This window comes from Microbacterium sp. OVT16B, assembly GCF_019969705.1.
Classification (GTDB): domain Bacteria; phylum Actinomycetota; class Actinomycetes; order Actinomycetales; family Microbacteriaceae; genus Microbacterium; species Microbacterium natoriense.
In genome coordinates, this window is the sequence record NZ_JAHXZA010000001.1 from 2,758,749 (window position 1) to 2,779,515 (window position 20,767).

General features: G+C 71.5%; 22 protein-coding genes. 16 read left to right on the forward strand and 6 right to left on the reverse strand.

Annotated features, from left to right (window positions below):
- Positions 1-183 precede the first annotated feature (183 nt).
- From LC438_RS13115 to LC438_RS13125, 3 genes are all read left to right on the forward strand, one after another.
- Positions 184-552 carry a multidrug efflux SMR transporter gene (locus LC438_RS13115; RefSeq protein WP_105676103.1) on the forward strand — a complete coding sequence of 123 codons (369 nt, stop codon included), beginning with the start codon at positions 184-186 and terminating at the stop codon, positions 550-552.
- Positions 549-872: a multidrug efflux SMR transporter gene (locus LC438_RS13120; protein ID WP_105676101.1), complete on the forward strand. Its 324-nt coding sequence runs from the start codon at positions 549-551 to the stop codon at positions 870-872. Before LC438_RS13115 ends, LC438_RS13120 begins: the two co-directional genes overlap by 4 nt.
- Positions 873-946: 74 nt before the next feature.
- The gene (locus tag LC438_RS13125) at positions 947-1,327 is read left to right on the forward strand and encodes a DUF4259 domain-containing protein (protein ID WP_105676099.1); all 381 of its coding nucleotides are present in this window, start codon (positions 947-949) and stop codon (positions 1,325-1,327) included.
- 7 nt (positions 1,328-1,334) lie between these two features.
- On the opposite strand, the gene LC438_RS13130 is transcribed toward LC438_RS13125, so the two are convergent.
- A complete protein-coding gene (locus tag LC438_RS13130; protein WP_105676097.1) occupies positions 1,335-2,297 on the reverse strand; it encodes an aldo/keto reductase in 963 nt (320 codons plus the stop codon).
- A 99-nt stretch (positions 2,298-2,396) separates the two neighbouring features.
- Between LC438_RS13130 and LC438_RS13135 the strand changes: the two genes are divergently transcribed.
- The 6 genes from LC438_RS13135 (at position 2,397) to LC438_RS13160 (ending at position 8,515) form a co-directional block, all read left to right on the forward strand.
- Positions 2,397-3,134, forward strand: a complete 738-nt coding sequence (locus LC438_RS13135) for an SDR family NAD(P)-dependent oxidoreductase (RefSeq protein ID WP_223586819.1) — start codon at positions 2,397-2,399, stop codon at positions 3,132-3,134.
- An 11-nt stretch (positions 3,135-3,145) separates the two neighbouring features.
- Positions 3,146-4,246: a zinc-binding dehydrogenase gene (locus LC438_RS13140; protein ID WP_223586820.1), complete on the forward strand. Its 1,101-nt coding sequence runs from the start codon at positions 3,146-3,148 to the stop codon at positions 4,244-4,246.
- 7 nt (positions 4,247-4,253) lie between these two features.
- Entirely contained in the window at positions 4,254-5,213 is a 960-nt protein-coding gene (locus LC438_RS13145) for an aldo/keto reductase (protein ID WP_223586821.1), read from the forward strand.
- A 133-nt stretch (positions 5,214-5,346) separates the two neighbouring features.
- Positions 5,347-6,345, forward strand: a complete 999-nt coding sequence (locus tag LC438_RS13150; RefSeq protein ID WP_223586822.1) for an alpha/beta hydrolase — start codon at positions 5,347-5,349, stop codon at positions 6,343-6,345.
- Positions 6,342-7,319, forward strand: coding sequence for an alpha/beta hydrolase (locus LC438_RS13155; protein ID WP_223586823.1), 978 nt, complete (start codon positions 6,342-6,344; stop codon positions 7,317-7,319). The genes LC438_RS13150 and LC438_RS13155 overlap by 4 nt, the downstream gene beginning before the upstream one ends.
- On the forward strand, positions 7,316-8,515 hold the full coding sequence (locus LC438_RS13160) for a multidrug effflux MFS transporter (RefSeq protein WP_223586824.1): 1,200 nt from the start codon (positions 7,316-7,318) through the stop codon (positions 8,513-8,515). The genes LC438_RS13155 and LC438_RS13160 overlap by 4 nt, the downstream gene beginning before the upstream one ends.
- Before the next feature lie 9 nt (positions 8,516-8,524).
- On the opposite strand, the gene LC438_RS13165 is transcribed toward LC438_RS13160, so the two are convergent.
- Together LC438_RS13165 and LC438_RS13170 are read right to left on the reverse strand one after the other, a co-directional pair.
- Entirely contained in the window at positions 8,525-9,190 is a 666-nt protein-coding gene (locus tag LC438_RS13165) for an SDR family oxidoreductase (RefSeq protein ID WP_223586825.1), read from the reverse strand.
- Positions 9,191-9,246: 56 nt separating this feature from the next.
- Complete coding sequence (locus tag LC438_RS13170) at positions 9,247-9,783, reverse strand: hypothetical protein (protein WP_223586826.1); 537 nt, start codon at positions 9,781-9,783, stop codon at positions 9,247-9,249.
- 66 nt (positions 9,784-9,849) lie between these two features.
- On the opposite strand from LC438_RS13170, the gene LC438_RS13175 reads away from it, so the two are divergent.
- Entirely contained in the window at positions 9,850-10,434 is a 585-nt protein-coding gene (locus tag LC438_RS13175; RefSeq protein WP_223586827.1) for a TetR/AcrR family transcriptional regulator, read from the forward strand.
- Between the two features lie 328 nt (positions 10,435-10,762).
- Positions 10,763-12,739: a primary-amine oxidase gene (locus LC438_RS13180; protein ID WP_223586828.1), complete on the forward strand. Its 1,977-nt coding sequence runs from the start codon at positions 10,763-10,765 to the stop codon at positions 12,737-12,739.
- Between the two features lie 30 nt (positions 12,740-12,769).
- On the opposite strand, the gene murQ is transcribed toward LC438_RS13180, so the two are convergent.
- Together murQ and LC438_RS13190 are read right to left on the reverse strand one after the other, a co-directional pair.
- Positions 12,770-13,702, reverse strand: a complete 933-nt coding sequence (gene murQ, locus LC438_RS13185; protein WP_223586829.1) for an N-acetylmuramic acid 6-phosphate etherase — start codon at positions 13,700-13,702, stop codon at positions 12,770-12,772.
- A complete protein-coding gene (locus LC438_RS13190; protein ID WP_223586830.1) occupies positions 13,692-14,591 on the reverse strand; it encodes an N-acetylglucosamine kinase in 900 nt (299 codons plus the stop codon). Before LC438_RS13190 ends, murQ begins: the two co-directional genes overlap by 11 nt.
- Before the next feature lie 79 nt (positions 14,592-14,670).
- Here LC438_RS13190 and LC438_RS13195 point away from each other — a divergent pair, with 79 nt between their 5' ends.
- Both LC438_RS13195 and LC438_RS13200 read left to right on the forward strand, forming a co-directional pair.
- Positions 14,671-15,531 (forward strand): MurR/RpiR family transcriptional regulator, encoded by an 861-nt coding sequence (locus LC438_RS13195; protein WP_105676995.1) that lies wholly within the window; start codon positions 14,671-14,673, stop codon positions 15,529-15,531.
- A 111-nt stretch (positions 15,532-15,642) separates the two neighbouring features.
- Positions 15,643-17,043, forward strand: coding sequence for an MFS transporter (locus LC438_RS13200; protein ID WP_223586831.1), 1,401 nt, complete (start codon positions 15,643-15,645; stop codon positions 17,041-17,043).
- 37 nt (positions 17,044-17,080) lie between these two features.
- Here the strand turns inward: LC438_RS13200 and LC438_RS13205 are convergent, their stop codons facing one another.
- A complete protein-coding gene (locus tag LC438_RS13205; protein ID WP_223586832.1) occupies positions 17,081-18,199 on the reverse strand; it encodes a DUF998 domain-containing protein in 1,119 nt (372 codons plus the stop codon).
- Positions 18,200-18,313: 114 nt separating this feature from the next.
- On the opposite strand from LC438_RS13205, the gene LC438_RS13210 reads away from it, so the two are divergent.
- The 3 genes from LC438_RS13210 to LC438_RS13220 all read left to right on the forward strand — a co-directional run bounded on the left by LC438_RS13210 (position 18,314) and on the right by LC438_RS13220 (position 20,751).
- Positions 18,314-19,270, forward strand: a complete 957-nt coding sequence (locus LC438_RS13210) for a helix-turn-helix domain-containing protein (RefSeq protein ID WP_105676999.1) — start codon at positions 18,314-18,316, stop codon at positions 19,268-19,270.
- Between the two features lie 287 nt (positions 19,271-19,557).
- The gene (locus LC438_RS13215; RefSeq protein WP_223586833.1) at positions 19,558-20,346 is read left to right on the forward strand and encodes a MoaF C-terminal domain-containing protein; all 789 of its coding nucleotides are present in this window, start codon (positions 19,558-19,560) and stop codon (positions 20,344-20,346) included.
- Positions 20,347-20,361: 15 nt separating this feature from the next.
- Positions 20,362-20,751: a nuclear transport factor 2 family protein gene (locus LC438_RS13220; protein WP_105677001.1), complete on the forward strand. Its 390-nt coding sequence runs from the start codon at positions 20,362-20,364 to the stop codon at positions 20,749-20,751.
- The last annotated feature ends 16 nt before the right edge of the window (positions 20,752-20,767 follow it).

Genomic DNA, 20,767 nt, shown 5'->3' on the forward strand with positions numbered 1-20,767 from the left:
TCGTGCTGGTTAGTCTACATGCGTGGAAAAAGAGCGCAAGGGGCGATTTCGCGACGCGGGCGCCCTGACATGTCGCCGGGCGCGCCAGGCTTGCCCAGGAGCGCAGGAGTTCATCTGCCGGACAGGGAATCGTGCGAGCATCCCCCGCGTTCCTCCCCACGAACCCTCCACGAAAGGCACTCGATGACAGACCGCCCCCGACCGTCGGCCTGGCCGCCGCTCCTCCTCGCGATCGCCCTCGAGGTGACGGCGACGCTCTCGCTGCGCGCCGCCGAGGGGTTCGCGCACCCTCTGTGGCTGATCCTGGTCGTCATCGGATACTCCGGGTCGCTCTGGCTGCTGTCGGTCGTCCTCGACCGAGGGATGCCGGTCGGCGTCGCCTACGGCATCTGGTCGGCGATCGGCGTCGTGCTGACCGCCATCCTGGGCGCCGTTCTGTTCGGCGAACTGCTCGGCCCCGTGCAGATCGTCGGCGTCGGCGTGATCGTGGCCGGGGTGCTGCTCGTGGAGCTCGGCTCTCGCGCCGGTCACACCGCGGAGGTCTCGTCGTGACCTGGGTGCTGCTCGCGCTCGCGATCGCCAGCGAGGTCACCGCGACCCTGAGCCTCCGCGCCTCGGAGGGCCTGCGGCGCAAGCGCTGGATCCCCGTGATCGTCGTCGGATACCTCGCCGCGTTCAGCCTCCTCGGCGCGATCCTCGCGATGGGCATGCCCGTCGGCGTCGCCTACGGCGTATGGGCCGCTGCGGGGGTCGCCGTCACCGCCGTCCTCGGCCGCGTGATCTTCAAGGACCACTTCTCGCTCCTGATGGGAATCGGCGTCGCCCTGATCGCGATCGGCGTGGGGCTGATCGAGTTCGGCGGAGGACACTGACGTCTCGGAGGGCGATTCCTGCGGTCTCCTGATTGAATGAACCTGATCGCAACCGGCAGGAGAGGAGCCACGACGTGGGCACGTGGGGACCAGGGAACTTCGAAGACGACACGGCCGCCGATGGACTGGGCGAGATCACCGACGACCTCATCGCGAAGATCTCGGAGCAGTTCGCTGATGAGGACGATGACACCGCACTGGAGCCGGACGAGTGGGGAGGGAGCATGGTGCCCGCCTGGCTCGAGCTCCTGACGGACCTGGGCTCCGCCGGACGCGTGGGGGCCACGTTCCCCGCCAGCACAACGATCGAGACCTGGCGCGACCGCTACCTGCGCGTCTGGGACGAGTACATCGACGAACTGGATCCCGACGAGGACTACCGGGTCGACAGGCTGCGCGTCCTCACCTCCACCTTCGAGCGCGCACTCGCCCTCGCCCACAAGCGCGAGGCGTAGCCCCCTCTCACCAGGCCCCGTCTGCGCGCACCTCGCGATCGACCCAGCAGTCCGCGAGCGCCGCACGCACCTCGGGTCCGTGGTCGCGCGCGAGGGCGAGAGCCGCGTGGTTCTGCTCGAGCTGCTCGACGCGCGAGGCGCCGAAGAGCACGTTCGCGGTCGCGGGGTTCGACAGGCAGAACGCGATGCCGAGGGAGGCCGGGGTGACCCCGAAGTCCGCCGCGACCCGCGCGACCTCGGGATAGACGGCGGCGATCCGCTCACGGATGCCGCCGACGTCGGCGCCGATCTTGCGCTGCGGAGTGCGACCGGTGGCGAGGATCCCGCCCTCGAACACGTCGGACGCCTGCAGCGTGAGCGTGCCGTCGGCGAAGAGCGGCCCGTAGGCGCCGCCCTCGGCCATCGCCCGACGCGCGATGCCGTACTTGAGCTGTGCGAACACGGGCCCGGCGAGCCCCCGGGCCGCGGCGTCGGCGAGGGCCTGGCGCGTGTGCTCGATGCGCCAGTTGTTGATGCCCCATGAGCCGACGAGCCCCTGATCGATGAGCTCGTTCACGTCGGCGACGAGGCGCGGGACGTCGGGGGCGTCCAGGTAATCCCCCACCACGAGGGTGTCGAAGCGGTCGAGACCCGCCCTGTCGAGCGACTCGGCGAGCTGCGCGCGGAAGCCCTGGTGCGGCCAGTCCCACAGCCACAGCTTTCCGCACAGCACGATGTCGGAGCGATCCACGCCGCTCTCCCGCAGCGCCCGCCCGAAGAGGACGTCGGTCGTCGAGTTCTCCGCGTGCGGACCCATGTTGTAGTACGCGACGTCGAAGAGGCCAGCGTCGAGCTCGACGGCTCGGCCGATCAGCTCGACCGCCTCGGCCTGCGGCATCCTGTCCCAGGTGTTCCACGATCCGAGGGCGAGCGGGGGCACCGGCGCTCCCCCGCGCTGCAGCGGCATGCGGGGATATGTCGGAATGGGCATGAAGGCTCCTTCGGCGTGCACGACTCGGGGTTGTGTTTTTCTATGTTTGTAGAATATAACGGAGACACCCCCGTCAGAGAAGCGTCAGTGAGGACGAGCATGACCGAATCCACCGCCCGCAGAGTCCTGGTCACCGGAGGCGCCTCCGGTCTCGGCCGCGGCATCGCCGCCGCCTTCCGCGCGGAGGGCGCCGACGTCTTCATCGGCGATGTGAACGCGGAGGCCGCCTCCGCCGTCGCCGCGGAGATCGGAGCGACCGCGCTCGCCCTCGACATCGGCGACGAGGCGTCCGTGCGCGCCGCTGCCGAGAGGATCGGCACGACCGGGGGCCTCGACGTGCTCGTGAACAACGCCGGGATCGTGGCGGGAGGGGGCACGCTGCAGGAGGTTCCCGTCGACGTGGTCGACGCCGCCCTGCGCGTGAACGTCCGCGGGACGTTCCTCATGCTCCGGGTCTTCGGAGCGCTGCTCGCCGAGGCCGGCCACGGCACGATCGTGAACATCTCGTCGATCGGGGCACGCCAGCCCACCCCCGGTCTCGGACACTACGAGGCGACCAAGGCCGCGGTCGACGCCCTCACCCGCACGGCCGCGATCGAGCTGGCCCCGTTCGGGGTGCGCGTCAACGCGGTCGCCCCGGGCCCCGTGCTCACGCCGCTCACGGCCGCCTTCGCCTCCGACCCGCAGGCCCGTGAGGCCTGGGAGTCGCGCATCCCGCTCGGCACGATCGCCGAGGTCGACCAGATCACGCCGCTCGTGCTGTTCCTCGCGAGCGACGCCGCCAGCCACATCACCGGGGTCTCCGTCGCCGTCGACGGCGGACAGCTCCTGGTCTGAGAGGACACTCCATGACGCTCCCCACCACGACCCGCGCCGCCGTGCTCACCGCACACGGCGAGCCGCTCACGCTGCAGGACCTGCCCCTCCCCCAGGACGTCGAGCCGGGGGCCGCCCTCGTGCGCATCTCCTGCACGACCCTGTGTGGCACCGACATCGAGATCTGGGAGGGCCGGATGACGTTCCCCGGCATGCTCCCGATGGTGCTCGGGCACGAGATGGTGGGCGAGGTCGTCGCCACCGGCCCAGACACGAAGGACGCTCTCGGGCGCCCCCTCTCCCCCGGCGACCGCATCGGCTGGTCGGAGTCGACGTGCGGCGAGTGCTACGGCTGCGTCGTGCTGCGCGAACCCGTCGCCTGCTCGCGCCGCGGCTACGGCTTCCTCCAGCGCGCCGACGTGCACCCGTTCGCCACGGCCGGCCTCTCCGAGTACGCCTACGTCACCCCGGGGGCTGCGAAACTGCTGCTGCCGGCATCCGTGAAGGACACCTGGGCGTCGATGGCCGGCTGCGCGGCGAAGACCGTCCTGCGGGCGTTCGAGCGCGCAGGGCGGATCCGCCCCGGCTCGACGGTCGTCGTGCAGGGCTCTGGTGCGCTGGGCATCTTCGCCACGGCGGTCGCGAAGATCGCCGGAGCGGGTCGCGTGATCACGGTGGGCGCCCCGGCGTCGCGCCTCGAGCTCGCGGCACGGTTCGGAGCGGATGCGGTGGTCGACTTCCGCGACGGCCCCGTGGTCGAACAGGTCCTCGAGCTCACCGATGGCCGCGGGGCCGACGTCGTCTTCGACGTCGCCGGGGCGCCGAGCGTCGGGCCGGACGCCGTCGGGATGGCCGCCCAGCGCGGCACCGTCGTGATCGTCGGATCCACCGGCCCCGCCGGCGACGGCTTCGCGCTCAGCACCGTCATGGGCAAGGAGCTCACCCTGGTCGGCTCGCTCAACGGCGACATCTCTGACTACTCCCGTGCGATCGGCTTCTTCGAGTCCTTCGCCGACCGCTACCCGTGGGACGACCTGTTCAGCCCACCGGTCGGCCTCGCCGAGGCCTCGGAGAAGATCGCGCACATGCACCAGCTCGATGAGGTCAAGGCCGTCATCGACCCGAGACGGTGAGGACCCCATGACCACGACGCTCCCCCTCCGCGAGATCGGACGCAGCGGCATCCGCTCCTCCCTGTTCTCGCTCGGCTCCTGGCACACCTACGACCGCATGGACTTCGCGGATGCCGTCGGCATGCTGCGCGAAGCGGTGGATCGCGGCGTGAACCTCTTCGACGTTGGCGTGTACTCCGCACCCGGCTCGCCCCCGGTGTTCACCGACGTGATCTTCGCCGGCATGGTCCGCGCGGCCGGCCTCCGCCGCGACGAGTGGCTGCTGTCGTCGAAGCTGTGGCTCGAGGCCTTCGGCGCCGACGGGTTCCGTCCGCAACTCGAGAACGCGCTCATGCGGGTCGGGGTGGAGCACGCCGACCTCGTGATCCTCGGCGACCTCCGCCGCGACGACCTGGAGCTGCGCGACCTCGTGCTCGACCTGGCGCAGCTGACGGATGCCGGGCTCATCCGGGCCTGGGGTGTGAACAACTGGTCGGCGACGAGCATCCAGACCCTGATCGACATCGCGGCCGCCGAGGGGGTCGCCGGCCCCCGGATCGCGCAGCTGAAGTACAGCGTGTCGCGGCGCTCGATCCCCGACGGCGAACCGTTCGCACGGCTGTGGGAGCAGGGCCTGACCCTGCAGGCGTCGGACTGCCTGGAGGGCGGCGTGCTCGCCGGGAAGGTCGACGGCGGTCGCCAGATCGGCCGCGACCCCGGCGACATCCGGGCGCGCATCATCGCCGACGTGCCCGCGTTCACCGAGGTCGCCTCGTCGCTCGGCGTCACGCCGGCGCAGCTGGGCATCGGGTTCACGCTCACCCACCCGGCGCTCACCACGACCTTGTTCGGCGCGTCGAGCGTCGAGCAGCTGCGCGCCAACCTCGACGCCGCCGATCTCGTCGAGCGCGTGGGCGCTGCCGAGCTGCGTCGCCTGGTCGAGCCGTTCTGGGCCGATCGCGGCGTCGTCGACCCCGAGGGCCCGTAGCCGATGCCGTGCGCGCCGCATCGTTTCGTCTCGCTGCGCTCGCCCGACGACCGGGGCAGGAGCTCTCGGTCGTTGAGCGAGGAGCGCTAGCGACGAGACGAAACGCCCATCCCCAACGACCCCAGGAGAGAGAATGACCGCCACCGCCGCCGGACGCCCGACCGTCGCCCCCGTGCCCTTCGACCCCGAGGTGCAGGCCGTGCTCGACGAGCTCGCGAAGAACCCTCAGCCTCCGCTGACCCGCGACACCCTGCCCCGGACGGACACCGATCGGATGTTCCCCGGCCCCGACGCGGTGATCGCCGGACGTGCGATCGTCTGGGAGGACAGGATCATCCCCGGCCCCGCCGGCGCCCCCGACATCGAGATCACCGTCTTCCGCCCACGGGGCAGCGAGGGCGAGGTGCTGCCCGGATTCGTGAACATCCACGGCGGCGGCATGATCGTGGGGCATCGCTCGTGGGAGACCGCGCGCGTCGTCGACATCGTCGAGGGGCACAGGGTCGTCGCCGTCAACGTCGAGTACCGCCTGGCTCCGGAGGATCCGTTCCCCGCGGGCGTCGAGGACTGCTACGCCGCGTTCGTGTGGACGCACGCCAGAGCCGCAGAGCTCGGCATCGACCCCGAGCGCATCATCGTCGGCGGCGGCAGCGCCGGCGGCGGACTCACGGCCGCCGTGGCGCTCATGGCCCGCGACCGCGGTGGCCCCGTCATGGCGGGGCAGCTGCTGCTGTGCCCCATGATCGACAACACGAACACCACGGTGGCGAGCCGGCAGTACGACGGCATCGGCACGTGGCAGCGCGAGATGAACCTGCTCGCGTGGTCGTGCGTGCTGGGCGACGAGCTCGCCTTCAGCGCGGACGCCCCCGCCTACGCCGCTCCGTCCCGCGCCGCCGATCTCGCAGGCCTCCCTCCCGCGTTCATCGAGGTCGGCGAGGCCGAGGCCTTCCGCGACGAGGACACCGAGTACGCGCTGCGCATCTGGGCGACCGGCGGCCAGGCCGAGCTGCACGTGTGGGGCGGCGGGGCGCACGGCTTCGACATGTACATGCCGGATGCCGAGATCACCAGGGCGGCTCTGTCGGCCCGGTCGTCGTGGCTCCGCCGCACGTGGGGGTCCGCCCGATGAGCATCCCCGTCCCCTACGACCCCGAGCTCGTCGCCGGGCTCGACGCGTTCGTCGACCTCGTCGAGATCATCCCGCTGCGCGCGGACACCATCCACGCGAACCGCGACCACTTCGCCACGATCATCCCGCCCATGGACGTGCAGGCCGCCGGCCGCGCCGTCTCCTGGGACGACCGCCTCATCCCCGGCCCCGCCGGAGCCCCCGACGTCGAGATCACGATCGTCCGGCCCGCTCGCCCCTCCTCCGGCCCCGCCCCCGCCGTGCTCTCCATCCACGGCGGGGGAATGGTGCTGGGCACCCGGTTCTTCGGCACCGGGGAGCTCATCGACCTCGCAGAGCGCCACGGCGTCGTCGGCGTCGCCGTCGAGTACCGACTGGCGCCCGAGCATCCGGGGCCGGCGCAGGCCGAGGACTGCTACGCCGCCCTGGAGTGGATGGCGGCGCACGCGGACGAGCTCGGCATCGACCCAGAGCGCATCATCGCGTCCGGCATGAGCGCCGGCGGCGGTCTCTCGGCGGCGGTGGCGCTCCTCTCGCGCGACCGCGGCGGGCCGCGCCTGGCCGGCCAGCTGCTCGGCTGCCCCATGCTCGACGACCGCAACGAGACCGTCTCCAGCCGTCAGTACGACGGCTTCGGCGCCTGGGACCGCAACAACAACGACACCGCGTGGGACGCGATCGCCGGCGCCGACCGGTTCAGCGACGACCTGTCCGCGTACGTCGCGCCGGCCAGAGCGCGCGACCTCTCCGGACTCGCTCCCGCGTTCATCGAGGTCGGCGCCGCGGAGACGTTCCGCGACGAGGCGGTGGACTACGCGCTGCGCATCTGGGCCACGGGCGGACAGGCCGAGCTGCACGTGTGGGCCGGCGGCTATCACGGCTTCGCCGGCTTCTCCCCCGACGCCGAGGTCTCGAAGGCCGCCGTCGCCGCGCGCGAGAGCTGGCTGCGCCGCGTGCTGCGCCTCGGCGGATGAGCGTTCCCCGCCCGCGCATGGGGGCGCTGCGCGCCATGCTCGTGCTCGGGATGCTCGAGGCCTTCGGCCCGCTGTCGATGGACCTCTATCTGCCGCAGCTGCCGCAGCTCGCGGCGTCCCTCGGCACCTCGGAGGCGCTCGGCCAGGCGACCATGTCGGCGTGCATGATCGGGCTCGGGCTCGGTCAGCTGATCGCCGGTCCGCTGAGCGACCGCCTGGGGCGGCGCCTGCCGCTCATGGTCGGCGTCGCCGCGTTCGCCGTGCTCTCGGTGCTGTGCGCCGTCGCGCCGAGCATCGAGCTGCTGCTGCTCGCGCGGTTCCTGCAGGGTCTCGCCGGATCCGCGGGCATCGTCATCTGCCTCGCCGTCGCCCGCGACCAGTTCGAGGGCGTCGAGCTGTCGAGGATGCTGTCGCTGCTGTTCCTCGTCTCGGGCACGGCACCGGTCATCGCACCCATCGTCGGCGGCCAGCTTGCGCGGATCATGGACTGGCGCGGCATCTTCTGGGTGCTGGGAGGTGTCGGCGTCGCTCTGCTGCTCGTGGTCGTGCTGGCGCTCCCCGAGACCCTCGACCGCGATGACCGGCACGGCGGCGGCGTGCGGGTGCTCGCAGGGCACGCGGGCGCCGTGGTGCGGGATCGGCTGTTCCTCGCCGTGCTGTGCGCGGGCGCCGCGGGCGGGGTCGCGTTCTTCACGTACCTGTCGATGTCGCCGTTCGTGCTGCAGGACCGGTTCGGGCTGAGCCCGCAGACCTTCAGCCTCGCGTTCGCCGCCGGAGCGCTCGCGAACATCCTCGGCAGTCAGGCCAGCCGTCTCGTGGTGCGGCGCTGGGGACCGCTGCGGGTGTACCTCGGGGGCATCACGGCCACCCTGATCGCGACGACGGCGTTCCTGGTGGTCGCGATCGGCGGCGCCGGGGTGATCGGCGTCGCCGCAGCGCTCATCGGCTTCATGCTGTGCGCGGGGATCGGCGGGCCGAACGGGCAGACCCTCGCGCTGGCCCACCACGGAGCGCGGGCGGGCACGGCCTCGGCTCTCCTGGGTGTGTCGATGTTCCTCTTCGGGCCCGTGGTCGCCCCGCTCGCGGCCGGCATCGGGGGCACGACCGCGCTCACCATGGCGCTCACGATGACGGCGGCCGCGACCGTGGCCGCGATCTCCGCCTGGGCGTTCGTGCGCCCGGCCGCGCGCGACTGAGCGTCGGCCTCAGAAATCGGCCGAGAAGGCCCCGTCGGACTTGAGCAGCTGACCGGAGATCCAGCGGCCCTCGTCCGACACGAGGAACTCCACGGTCGCGGCCACATCGGCGGGGCGTCCGAGCCGACCCAGCGGAGTCATCCCGCCGAGGGCCGTGCGGGTCTCGTCGTCCATCCAGCCCGTGTCGATCGGACCGGGGTTGAGCACGTTCGCCGAGATGCCCTTCGGCCCCAGCTCGCGTGCGGCCGAGATCACGAGCCGATCGAGGGCCCCCTTCGAGGCGCCGTAGGGCAGGTTGCCGGTGACGTGATCGCTCGTGAGCGCGACGATCACTCCGCCGCCCTCCCCCGCCTGGCGGGCGAACGCGGCGATCATCAGCAGGCTCGCGCGGGCGTTCACGGCGACGTGCAGGTCGAAGCTCTCGGCCGTCGTGTCGAGGATGCCGGACTCGACGTCGTGCGCGTGGCTGAGGATGAGGGCCGTGATCGCGCCGTATCGACGGTTCACCTCGGCGATCAGCTGCTCAGGCCCCTCGGGCGTCGAGAGGTCGGCGGGCACGTCGGCATCGGTCAGGTCGCTCGTGACGACCGTCCAGCCGGCGGCGCGGAGACGGGGGACGATGCCTGCCGCGATGCTGTTCGCGCGGGCGGCGCCGGTGATGAGGGCGAGGGGCATCCGGCCACGCTACCGAATCCGCGCCGGGACCGGGAAGCGCGGGCGCCGTCGCCGGTTCAGAAGCCGAGGCACATGACGGCCACGCCCGCGGCCATCGCCCACGATTCGATCGTCAGCATCTTGGCCGCCCGCCCCTCGTGCACGGGCTCGATGAACCACTCGGCGACGACCGTCCACAGCACGACGCCGACGACGCCCACGATCCCGATGATCGAGAGGACCCCGTTCAGGCCGTGACCTGCGTGCCCCGAGGTCGCGACGGCGTCGGTCGATGCGCCGGACGAGGCGCTCTGGAACGCGCAGACCGCCATGACGAGAGACACCAGGGCGCGGTGGCAGCACGCCGCCGCAGCGGGCGTCCCCCGCACGCCGATCGTCCCGAGCATGGCCGAGAGCAGCAGCACGGCGCCGAGGAGGAGTCCCCGTGCCGCGTCACCGCCGCCCGCCGCGACGACGAGCATCGCCGCCGCCATGACGAGGGCGGACTGCCGCCCCTGCCAGGGCACCGCGCGCCAGGCCGCGACGCAGGCGACCGCCGACACCAGCGCCGCCAGTGCCATCAGCCACGGTGCTGCGGGCAGAATGGGATCCACCCCCGCATTATATTGATCGGGCGCTCAAAATAGCCAGACCCACTTCGGATGCGGCAGGATGGGCAGGTGCCCCGCGTCGTCGACCATGATGAGCGCCGCCGGCAGATCGCCGAGGCGCTGCTCGCGGTGGCCGCCCGCGACGGGCACGAGAGCGTCTCGTCGCGCGCCGTCGCGAAGGAGCTCGGCGTCGCCACCGGCTCGCTGTGGCACTACTTCGACGGATTCGACGACGTCATCCGCGCCGCCGCCGCGGAGGTCACCCGCCGCACCGACGAGCGCATCGCCGCGGCCACCGCGGGACTGCACGGGCTCGCACGACTGGAGGCGCTCATGGGCGAGGTGCTCCCCCTCGACGAGCGCACCCGCAGCGAGGCGCGCGTCGTCGTCGGCTTCTGGGGACGCCTCGCGACGCTCGCGCCGACTCCGGATGCCGCCGCACCCACCCTCGCGACCTGGCAGAGCAGCATCCGCGACGCCCTCGACGAAGCGGTGGCGGCGGGCGAGCTCCGCACGGAGACGCCGACGGATGCCGTCATGGCGCTGCTGCGCTCGATCACCTACGGCCAGCAGGTCGTCGAGGTCACCGAGCCGCAGGATGCCGCGGCCCACGCCGCCGTGCTCGACGGCATCCTCTCCCCCTGGCGCGCCTGACACTCCGCAGCACGCCCCCATCCCGCACCCTCACCCGCGCCTCATACCCCGCCCGCGCAACGCACCCCACACCCGCGCCGTACGCGCCGCCCGCGCAACGCACCCCACACCCGCGCCGCGCACCCCCACCCACGCCGCGCCCGCATTCACACCCGCATTCACACCCGGTCCGGAGGCTGAGGGGCCACACGTCATCGGATCCTCCGCCGGCGATGCGGCGATACGCGACCCCTCACGCGCTCGAAAGGCTTGTGCGCGCGCCCTGAGCCGTCGTACCATCGTCGAAACCCGTTTATTGAGCAATCGCTCGAAATAGTGAGGTACGCCGATGTCCCACCAGCCCGTCACCATCGACAAGATCGCCACGCCGCATCCCCTCGACCCGCTCACGGGCGCCGAGATCGCCGCCGCCAGGGCGGTGCTCGAGTCCGCAGGCCTCATGGGCGACACCGTCCGCGTGCCGATGCTCCTCCCCGACGAGCCGACCAAGGCCGAGCTCGCCGCATGGACGCCGGGCGCCCCCATCGACCGTCGCGTCGATGCCACCCTGCTCGACACCGCCACGGGCGTCGCGACAGAGGTCGTCGTCTCGATCACGCGCGGCGAGGTCGTGAGCGCCGAGCGCGTGCCGAACGACGCGCCGCCCTACGGCCAGCCGCAGTACCTGTTCGAGGAGTACGAGCGCGCGGAGGCGATCGCCAAGGCCTCACCCGAGTGGCAGGCCGCGATGCGGCGGCGCGGCCTCGAAGACCACATGGAGCTCGCGTTCTGCGGTCCGCTCGCCCCCGGATACACGGGGCGCGCCGACGAGGTGGGTCGCCGCGTCATCCGCTCCCTCACCTTCCTGAAGTACGACGAGGACGACTCGCCGTGGGCGCACCCTGTCGAGGGGCTGATCGTGCACATCGACCTGACGGCGAACAGCGTGATCCGCGTCGAGGACGTGGGCGACGTGCCGGTGCCCGCCGGCCACGGCAACTACTACCCCGAGGTGCAGGGCGAGGCGCGCGCGACCCTCAAGCCCATCGAGATCACGCAGCCCGAGGGCCCGAGCTTCTCCGTGTCGGGCTCCCTGGTCGAGTGGGAGAACTGGGCCATGCGCGTGAGCTTCAACGCCCGCGAGGGTCTCGTGCTGCACGACGTGAGCTTCGACGGTCGCTCCGTGCTCAGCCGAGCGAGCGTGCCCGAGATGGTCGTCCCCTACGGCGACACCGCGCCCGGTCGCTTCTGGATCAGCTACTTCGACGCCGGCGAGTACCTCCTCGGCAAGAACGCCAACCACCTGGAGCTCGGATGCGACTGCCTCGGCGTCATCCGCTACCTCGACGGGTACGTCGCCGACGACCACGGGCACCCCGTGCGCATCCCCAACGTCGTCTGCATGCACGAGGAGGACTACGGCATCCTCTGGAAGCACACCGATCTGGCCGGTCGCGCCGACGTGCGCCGCTCGCGCCGCTTCGTGGTGTCGTACTTCTCCACGATCGGCAACTACGACTACGGCTTCTACTGGCACTTCTACCTCGACGGCTCGATCGAGGCCACGGCCAAGGCCACTGGCATCGTCTTCGTCGGCGCGGGAGAACCGGGCGTGCGGCAGAGGCACGCGACCGAGCTCGCCCCCGGCGTCTTCGCACCGGTGCACCAGCACCTGTTCAGCGCGCGTCTCGACGTGGCGATCGACGGCGAGGACAACCGCCTCGTGGAGGTCGAGGCGCAGCGCGTGCCCCTGGGACCGGAGAACCCGTTCGGCAACGCCTTCAGCTGGTCGGAGACCCCGCTCGTCACCGAGAAGCAGGCGCAGCGCGAGGCCGACACCTCGGTCGCCCGGGTGTGGGAGATCCAGAGCGCCTCGCGCACGAACGCCGTGGGCCGCCCCACCGCGTACCACCTGATCCCCGAGCCGACCGCGCTGCTGATGGCCGACCCCGCATCCTCCGTGGCGGCCCGCGCGGCCTTCGCGACCAAGCATCTGTGGGCGACGAAGCACGAACCAGGCCAGATCTGGCCGGCCGGACGCTACCCGAACGCCCACCAGGGCGGTGCAGGCCTCCCCGAGTACACCGCAGACGACCGGTCGATCGACGGCGAGGACATCGTGCTGTGGCACACCTTCGGCCTCACGCACTTCCCGCGCCCGGAGGACTGGCCCATCATGCCCGTCGACTACGCCGGCTTCTGGTTCAAGCCCTACGGCTTCCTCGACCAGAACCCCGCGATGGACGTGCCGGAGTCGTCCCAGGCGCATGGAACCGCAGACGCAGGATGCTGCGGCGGAGGCGCCGCCTGCACCTGCGGCCACTGAGCTGACGCGCGCCTCGAGACGAGGCGCGCGTCAGCTCAGTGCGGCGATCGCCTCGCGCAGGATGCCGTCGGCGCTCTCCAGGGCGGATGCCGCGGCATCCGCCTGAGCGCCCGTCGCCAGCATGAGGAGTGCGAGCTTGACCGAACCCGAAGCGGCGGACAGCGCGACGGCGGCCTCCTCGGCCTCGACGCCGGCGAGCTGCATCACGGTGCGGATGGAGCGCGCGCGGAGCTTCTCGTTCGTGGCGAGGAGGTCGACCATGACCCCGCGGTAGGTCTTGCCGAGCTTGATCATCGACAGGGTCGTGAGCATGTTCACGACGAGCTTCTGCGCGGTCCCCGACTTCAGACGCGTCGAGCCGGAGATGAACTCGGGGCCGGTGACGACCTCGATCGCGATGTCGGCCTCCGCACCGATCGCGGAGTGCGCGTTCGAGGCGATCGCGACCGTCAGCGCGCCGATGCCGCGGGCGAAGCGCAGTCCTCCGACCACGTACGGGGTGCGACCGGAAGCCGAGATCCCGACGACCGTGTCGTCTGCGGTCAGGGCCAGTTCGCGCAGCGACAGCTCGGCGGCATCCTGATCGTCCTCGGCGTTCTCGACGGCGGAGCGGATCGCCGTCTCGCCTCCCGCGATCAGTCCGACGACCATCGACGGGTCGGTGCCGAAAGTCGGCGGGCACTCGCTCGCGTCGAGCACGCCGACGCGACCGGCGGTTCCCGCGCCGATGTAGATCAGACGCCCGCCGCGGCGGAACCGCGCGGTGATGCCGTCGACGGCTGCGGCGATCTCCTCGGCGCGATCGGCGACAGCCTCGGGGACCCTGCGGTCCTCCGCGCTCATCGCGCGCACGAGTTCGACGGAGCCGAGCAGGTCGAGGTCGCCGCGCTCGGTCGTCGAGGCCTCGGTGTCGAGGCGCGAGAGCTCGTCGAGGAGCTCGGTCAGACGGTCGTCATTCGGCACGGTGCGCGAACCTTTCGTGGGGGAGGTCGGTGCGGAGCGCGAGCATCAGCGCTCCGTCGATGGCGTCGCCCGCGGAGGCGACGACGGTGCGGTCGGCGGAGTCGAGGGACGAGGTGAGCCGGGCGCGGAACCATCCGTGGTCGGTGAGGCCGCCGTGCAGGGCCACGTTCGCCGTGCGGGAGGCGGCCACGGTCGTGGCGGTGAGCAGCCTGACCGCCTCGTCGGCGATCGCGCGGGCGACGTCGTCACCGCGCTCGGCGGAGTCCAGGACGAGCGGCGCCAGCTGTGCGAGCCGTCTGGCCAGGGGCTCATCGCGGCCGATCCACGACGGGATGGCCGACGCGGGGCCCACCACGGCCTCGACGGCGGCGGTCAGCACGGTCGCAGGACCCAGGCCCGAAGACGCGCGCACCACCGCGCGCAGAGCCTCCCGTCCCAACCAGGAGCCGCTGCCGAAATCGCCGAGCTCAGGACCCCAGCCGTCGACGAGGCGCACGCCGTCGGCATCCGCTCCGAGTGCGGCGGCGCCCGTTCCCGCGATGAGCAGGGTGCCCTCGGCTCCGTCCAGAGCGCCCGCATGCGCGGTCACCACGTCGGAGGCGACGACGACCGGCGCCCCCGTCTGCCGCGCCAGTCGTCGAGCCAGGGCGGATGCCGCCTGCGGAGCCGCCCAGGCCCCCGCAGCCCCCACTCCTAGGGGTCCGATCGGACCCTCGAATCGCGCGAGCAGCGATACGATCGCATCGAAGGCGGCGTCCGCTCCGTGCGGGGCGGCCAGGCCCGGAGCGCCGACACCGTCGTGACGCACTCGCTCCCGATCGACGACGCGCACGACCCGGCACCGGGTCTTGCCGAGGTCGACGGCGAACGCGGGGGCGGGCGAAGTCATGAAAATAGTCTACGCATAGTCGCGAGGGCGTGAAACAATTGTTCAACGCGGAGAGGTCCGCCACGACCGAGAGGGCGGCATGAGCATCCAGACCACGATAGCCACGGCCACCGAGACGCTGCCACCCTCCCTCGCGCGCATCGCCCGCGCCGTGAGCGACAACCCGTCGATCGTCGTCGACCTCACGATCAACGAGCTCGCCGCCGCGTGCGGCACCTCGGTCGCATCGGTCGTGCGCTTCTGCCGCGCCATCGGCGTCAGCGGCTACGCGGCGCTCCGCGTGTCGCTCGCGACGGAGCTCGGCAGAGAGTCCGCCCAGTTCAGCATGCCCACGGGCTTCGGCTCGGAGATCTCCGCCGGCGACACTCTGCGCGAGGCGACTGCGAAGATCGCCGCCCTCGAGCTGCTGGCGATCGAGGAGACCGTCGGCAACCTGGACTACGACGTGCTCGCGTCCGCGGTCGACGCGATCGACGACGCCGACAGGATCCTCCTCTTCGGCATCGGCGCCAGCCGCCTCGCCGCCGACGATCTGGGCCACAAGCTGCTGCGGATCGGCCGATCGGCGATCGTGCTCTCGGACTCGCACGAGGCGAGCGCCGCCGCCGCGCTCAGCGCCACCAAGTCGGTCGCGATCGGCTTCTCGAACTCGGGCACCACGCTGGAGACCGTGCGCTTCCTGCAGACCGCCCGCGACAACGGCACCGCCACGATCGGCATCACCGGCGCCCCCGACTCCCCCCTCGCCCGCGGGGCGGATCACACCCTCTTCACGCACGCCAGGGAGTCGCGCTTCCGCGCCGGCGCCATGGTCAGCCGCATCGCGCAGCTCGCCCTCGTCGACGCGGTGTTCGTCGGCGTCGCGCAGCGGCGACACGCGCACTCCGTGCACGCCCTGCAGCGCACGGCCGACGCCACCCGCGAGCTGCGCGCCGAGTGATCCACCCCTCGGGCGACGCTTTCGCATGCCGTCGGGAATACCCCAGGGGGGTATTCCCTTGAGTCCTTTCAGAGGATGCCGGCCGTCGGCGTCCCGATCGAGAGGAACCCCGTGTCCACGACACAGAACGCCGGAGCCACCACGCTCCCGAGAGCCCCCCGCCGCGGACTGGGACTGGCGCTCATCGCCGCCGCCCAGTTCGTCGTCATCATGGACACGTCGATCATCGGCGTCGCGCTCAGCGACATCGCCCGCGACGTCGGATTCGCGCAGGAGGCCCTGTCGTGGGTCTTCAACGCCTATGTGATCGCCTTCGGCGGACTGCTGCTGCTCGGCGGGAGGCTCTCCGACCTCTTCGGGGCGCGACGCATGTTCACCATCGGGTGGGCGGTGCTGCTCGCGGGCTCCCTCGCCGCCGGCCTCGCCGGAGACGCCGGTGTCGAGATCGCCGCCCGCGCCGTGCAGGGCGCCGGGGCCGCGCTGATCGCGCCCGCCGCGCTGACGCTGCTCATGACGCTGTTCGGCGGGACACCACAGCTCCCCCGCGCATTCGCCGTCTACGGCGCGGCCGCCCCGATCGGCGGCACGGCCGGCGTCTTCCTCGGCGGACTGCTCACCGAGTACCTCGGCTGGCCCTGGGTCTTCTACATCACCGTGCCGATCGCGATCGCGATCCTCGCTCTCACACCGATCGCGTTCCCTCGCGGCGTGCGAGCGACCGGTCGCGTCGACCTCCTCGGCGCGATCGCGGGCACGGCGGGCCTCGCCCTGGTCGTGTACGGCGTCGTGCGGGCGCCGGAGATCGGGTGGATGAGCATCGAGGCCACCGGATCGCTGGGCGCCGGCATCCTGCTCCTCGGGCTGTTCGTCGCACGGCAGGCCCGCGCCGCCGAGCCGCTGCTGCGCCTCGGGATGCTGCGCCTGCCCCAGCTGGCCGGCGCCAACATCGCCCAGCTCCTGCTGGGCGCCTCCTGGATCCCGATGTGGTTCTTCCTGAACCTGTACCTGCAGAACGTGCTCGGCGCATCGGCGTTCGCCGCGGGCGCGGCGCTCGTGCCGATGACGGTGCTGATCGTGATCGGCATGACTCTCGTCGCCCCTCGTCTGTCGGCGCGGCTGAGCACCCGGACCATGGTGGCATCCGGCTTCGTCCTGCTGGGCGTCGGCGTCGGCTGGCTGGCGCTCGCTCCCGCCGACGGCGTGTACGCGGCGCACGTGCTGCCCGCGTCCCTGGTCGCCGCATCCGGCATGGCGCTCGCTTTCGTTCCGTCGCTGAGCACGGCGATCGCGAGCGCACCGCCGGAAGAGGCGGGGGTCGCGTCCGGCCTCGTCAACACGAGCTACCAGATCGGCTCCGCCGTCGGGCTCGCCGTGCTCACCGCGGTGAGCGCCGGCGCGAGCGTCGACGGCGGGAATGCCGCCGGCTACAGCGCGGCGTTCGTCGGCGCGGCCGTGATCGCCGCGGTCGGGCTCCTCGCCGCCGTCCTCGGCCTCCGCGCACGCCGCGGCTGAGTCAGCGCGACGACGAACTGGGCGGCCCCGGCCTCGGTCACCCCTCTGCAGTGACCGGGACCGGGTCGCCCGCCGTGCTGCCGACGACGGAACCCGCGGTCCGCAGGAAGACGATGATCCAGCTGAAGATCAGGACGGCGGCGATCAGCTCGACGGCCGTGAGGTTGTAGTAGCCGACGGCGAAGAACGCCCCGAGCACGGCGATCACGAGCACGTACGCCCACCCGAACAGCACGAAGACGCGGGGGATCGTCCGCAGGAACCAGGGCAGGCCCACCACGACCACGGCGAAGACGACGGCCATGCCGGTCGCGACGGTGTTGTGCAGCAGGAAGAACTCGTCGACGGGGAAGATCCCGACGCAGGCCAGGAAGACGCCCATGAGGATCAGCCCGCCGCGCACCAGGAAGCGCCCCCGCCGATCCTTCTCGTCGTCGACCGGCAGCCCGGCCGTCGCGTAGCGGGAGATCGTGGTGATCATGACGCCGGCGATGATCAGCGTCGCGTTGAACGCGATCGACGCACTGTTGGTGCTCATGCCCAGGGCGGACAGGTTGTCGCGCCACCAGTTCTCGTCGCTCGAGGCGAGCATCGCGGCGAACGCCCCGACCACCAGGAACACCGCGAGCACCAGCGAGAGCACCATCGGGGTGAGCGCCACCGCGCTGAGGAAGCTCACGTAGGCGGTGAGCGCGAACGCGACGCTGACGAGGATCGCGCCAGGGAAGGCGAACACGGGCGCGCCGATGAAGCTGAGCTCGAGCAGCTTCGCGATGCCGAGCCAGCCGAGATACGCGATCGCCGCGTGCGCGAAGGCGATCGCCGCGAGGTCGTACCAGCGCAGCCGGTCCCCCGGCACGCTGAAGCCGTCGCGCACGGCATCCTCCGCGATCTCGACCGGACGCACGGCGACCCGTCCGAGGACGAACGCGAGCACGGCGGTGAGAGCCCCGCCGTACGCGGCGAAGCCGCCGATCGAGCCGGATCCGCTGATCGCGAGCTCGTGCCCGAAGAACACCGGGAAGGCGATGACGAACCCCAGCACGAGGAACAGCGTCCCGACGATCAGCGCCGTCGCCTCGAACACGGAATCGGATGTGTCCGGCCCCCGCAGCTGTCGCAGCACCCGCATGGCCTGCTCGCCGATCCTCTTCATACTCCGCCCTCCGCTCCACATCCTAGAAGCCGCGCGGGGCGGGCGCAGTCGGTGATAACATCACGGAACGGATCGTATACAACGTCGTCGTTCCACCACCCGAGGTGATCTTTCATGAACGGTGCACCCACGGCTTCCGCCGAATCGGTGTCGACTCTCGTCGCGCGCAACATCAGCGAGTTCCGCGCCGCGGTGTCGGAGTCCTTCGTCCCCCTGCAGGTCTCCAGCAGCGGAGCAGACCACTTCCGCGGCATGATCCGCGCGGCCTCCGTCGACGAGGTGCACGTGACGGACCTGCGCGCGACGTCGCACGTCGTCGAGCGCACCCCCGAGCTCATCGCCCGTGGAGATCGCTCCTACTTCAAGCTGAGCCTGATGCTCGCCGGCACCGGCCTGCTCATCCAGGACGACCGGGAGGCCGTGCTGCGCCCCGGCGACCTCGCCGTGTACGACACCGACCGCCCGTACTCCCTCGTGTTCGACGAGGACTTCCGCACCATGGTCGTGATGTTCCCGAAGCATCTGATCAGCCTGCCGCCGGAGATGATCGGACAGCTGACGGCCGTGCGCATCTCCGGACAGGAGGGTCTCGGCGGCATGGTCGTGCCCTACCTGACCCAGCTCGCCGGCAATCTCGACCAGCTCGCGGGGACCACCGGCGCCCGCCTCGCGCACAGCGCTCTCGACCTCGTGTCCACCGTCTTCACCCGCGAGCTCGGTCTCGACGAGGTCTCCGCCGATCCGCACCGCGCGCTCGTGCAGCGCATCCGCTCCTACATCGACCGCAACCTCGCTTCGACCGACCTCGGGCCCGCCTCGATCGCATCGGCGCACTACATCTCGACCAGGCACCTTCACGGGCTCTTCCAGGAGCAGGGCGTCACGGTGTCGACCTGGATCCGCACGCGACGCCTCGAGCAGTGCCGCAGGGATCTGCTCGACCCCATGCTCGCCGACCGTCCGGTCGCGGCGATCGCCGCGCGCTGGGGGTTCGTCGACGCCGCGCACTTCAGCCGCGCGTTCAAGACGGCCTTCGGCATCTCGCCCAGCGAGTACCGCGCCGCGCACTGACGGCCCGCCGACGGCCGCTGGGCGGCGACCGGCATCCTCTCGCCGCCCAGCGCGCCCGTGCCGTCGCCATCGCCGTGGCGCGCCGCTGTTCGCATCGGCGCGCGGGTGAGAGCCGTCGCCCAGCATCCTGCACTTGCCCCGGAGGGCACGCCGGTTGACTCTCGGCGCGCGATGGTCGCGCGCGCCTTGAGCGGATGAGGCGCCCGGATCGAGCATGAGGCAAGCGCACCGCGAAGCTGCGGTGCCCGGAGCGAGGATGCTCCGCCGTGTGCGACGTCAGGACCTCCATGACCGACATCTCCACCGACCCGGCGCTCGACGAGTGGCGCACCTACGACGAGTTTGCCGCGGGCATCGACACCTTCCGCCTGCCGAACGTGTCCCTCGCGGGAACCGCGGTGGCGCTCACCCTCGACGACGGCTCGGCCTTCTCGCTCGTGTTCGATTCCGTGGCCGTGACGTGGACCGGGTTCGACGCCACGGGGACCGACCCGTACGATGCGGTCGCGGTGCGCGACGACGTCGTGTTCGTCAACATCCCGCTGGAGAGCCGCGAGCGCGAGGCGATCACCGTCGTCTACTCGACCTCGACCCGCAGGGCGACGGTCGTCCGCTCCCGCATCGCCGCCGAGGCTCTCCCCGGCGAGCCGCAGGTCGGCCAGGAGTTCTGGGCCGCGACCGTCGACGGCGGGGAGCCGACGGGCGAGATCCCCGGTCCGAGCCGCGACCTCATCGGCAAGCGCAACGTCTACCGGTACAGCCCGCACCACCTGTACGAGCATGTCTACGTCTCCAGCCAGCGTTACGCCTGGCAGTGCCTGGAGGGCGTGCAGCGCGGCCACGGAGACATGGACCTCTCGACCGTCTGGAAGTTCGCCGACGGACTGTACCTGTTCTGCTTCCGCGAGTTCCGCATCGCCGTCGCCAGCGTCTGGCTGCACGATCTCGGATACCAGCTCATGACCACCGGCATCTTCCTCGGCCTCAACGGAGACGGGGATGCCGAGCACTCCCGCGGCGGCGGCCACATCTATCCCCTCGGCTCCGTCGCCTATCCCGACGCCCAGCCCGTCTGATCGAGGAGCGCGCACATGAGCAACGCAGACATCATCCGCGAGCACTACGCCGCGAGCGACCGCGGCGACCTCGACGGGATGCTCGCCCCCCTCGCCGACGACGTGCAGTGGACCGAGGCGGCGGGGTTCCCCTACGCGGGCACCTACATCGGCCCCGACGCGGTCGCCGCCGGCGTCTTCCAGCGGATCCAGGAGGAGTGGGACGACTACACGGTCGCGATCGACGAGGTCGTCGACGGCGGCGACGTGGTCGTCGGCATCGGCACCTACTCCGGCACCTTCACGCTGACCGGGCGCTTCTTCGCCGCCAGGGTCGCCCACGTGTGGCGGCTGACCGACGGCAGGGTCACCGCCTTCGAGCAGTTCACCGACACCGAACTGGTCAATCGCGCCCTACGCGGCTGACCCGTCGGCACAGCAA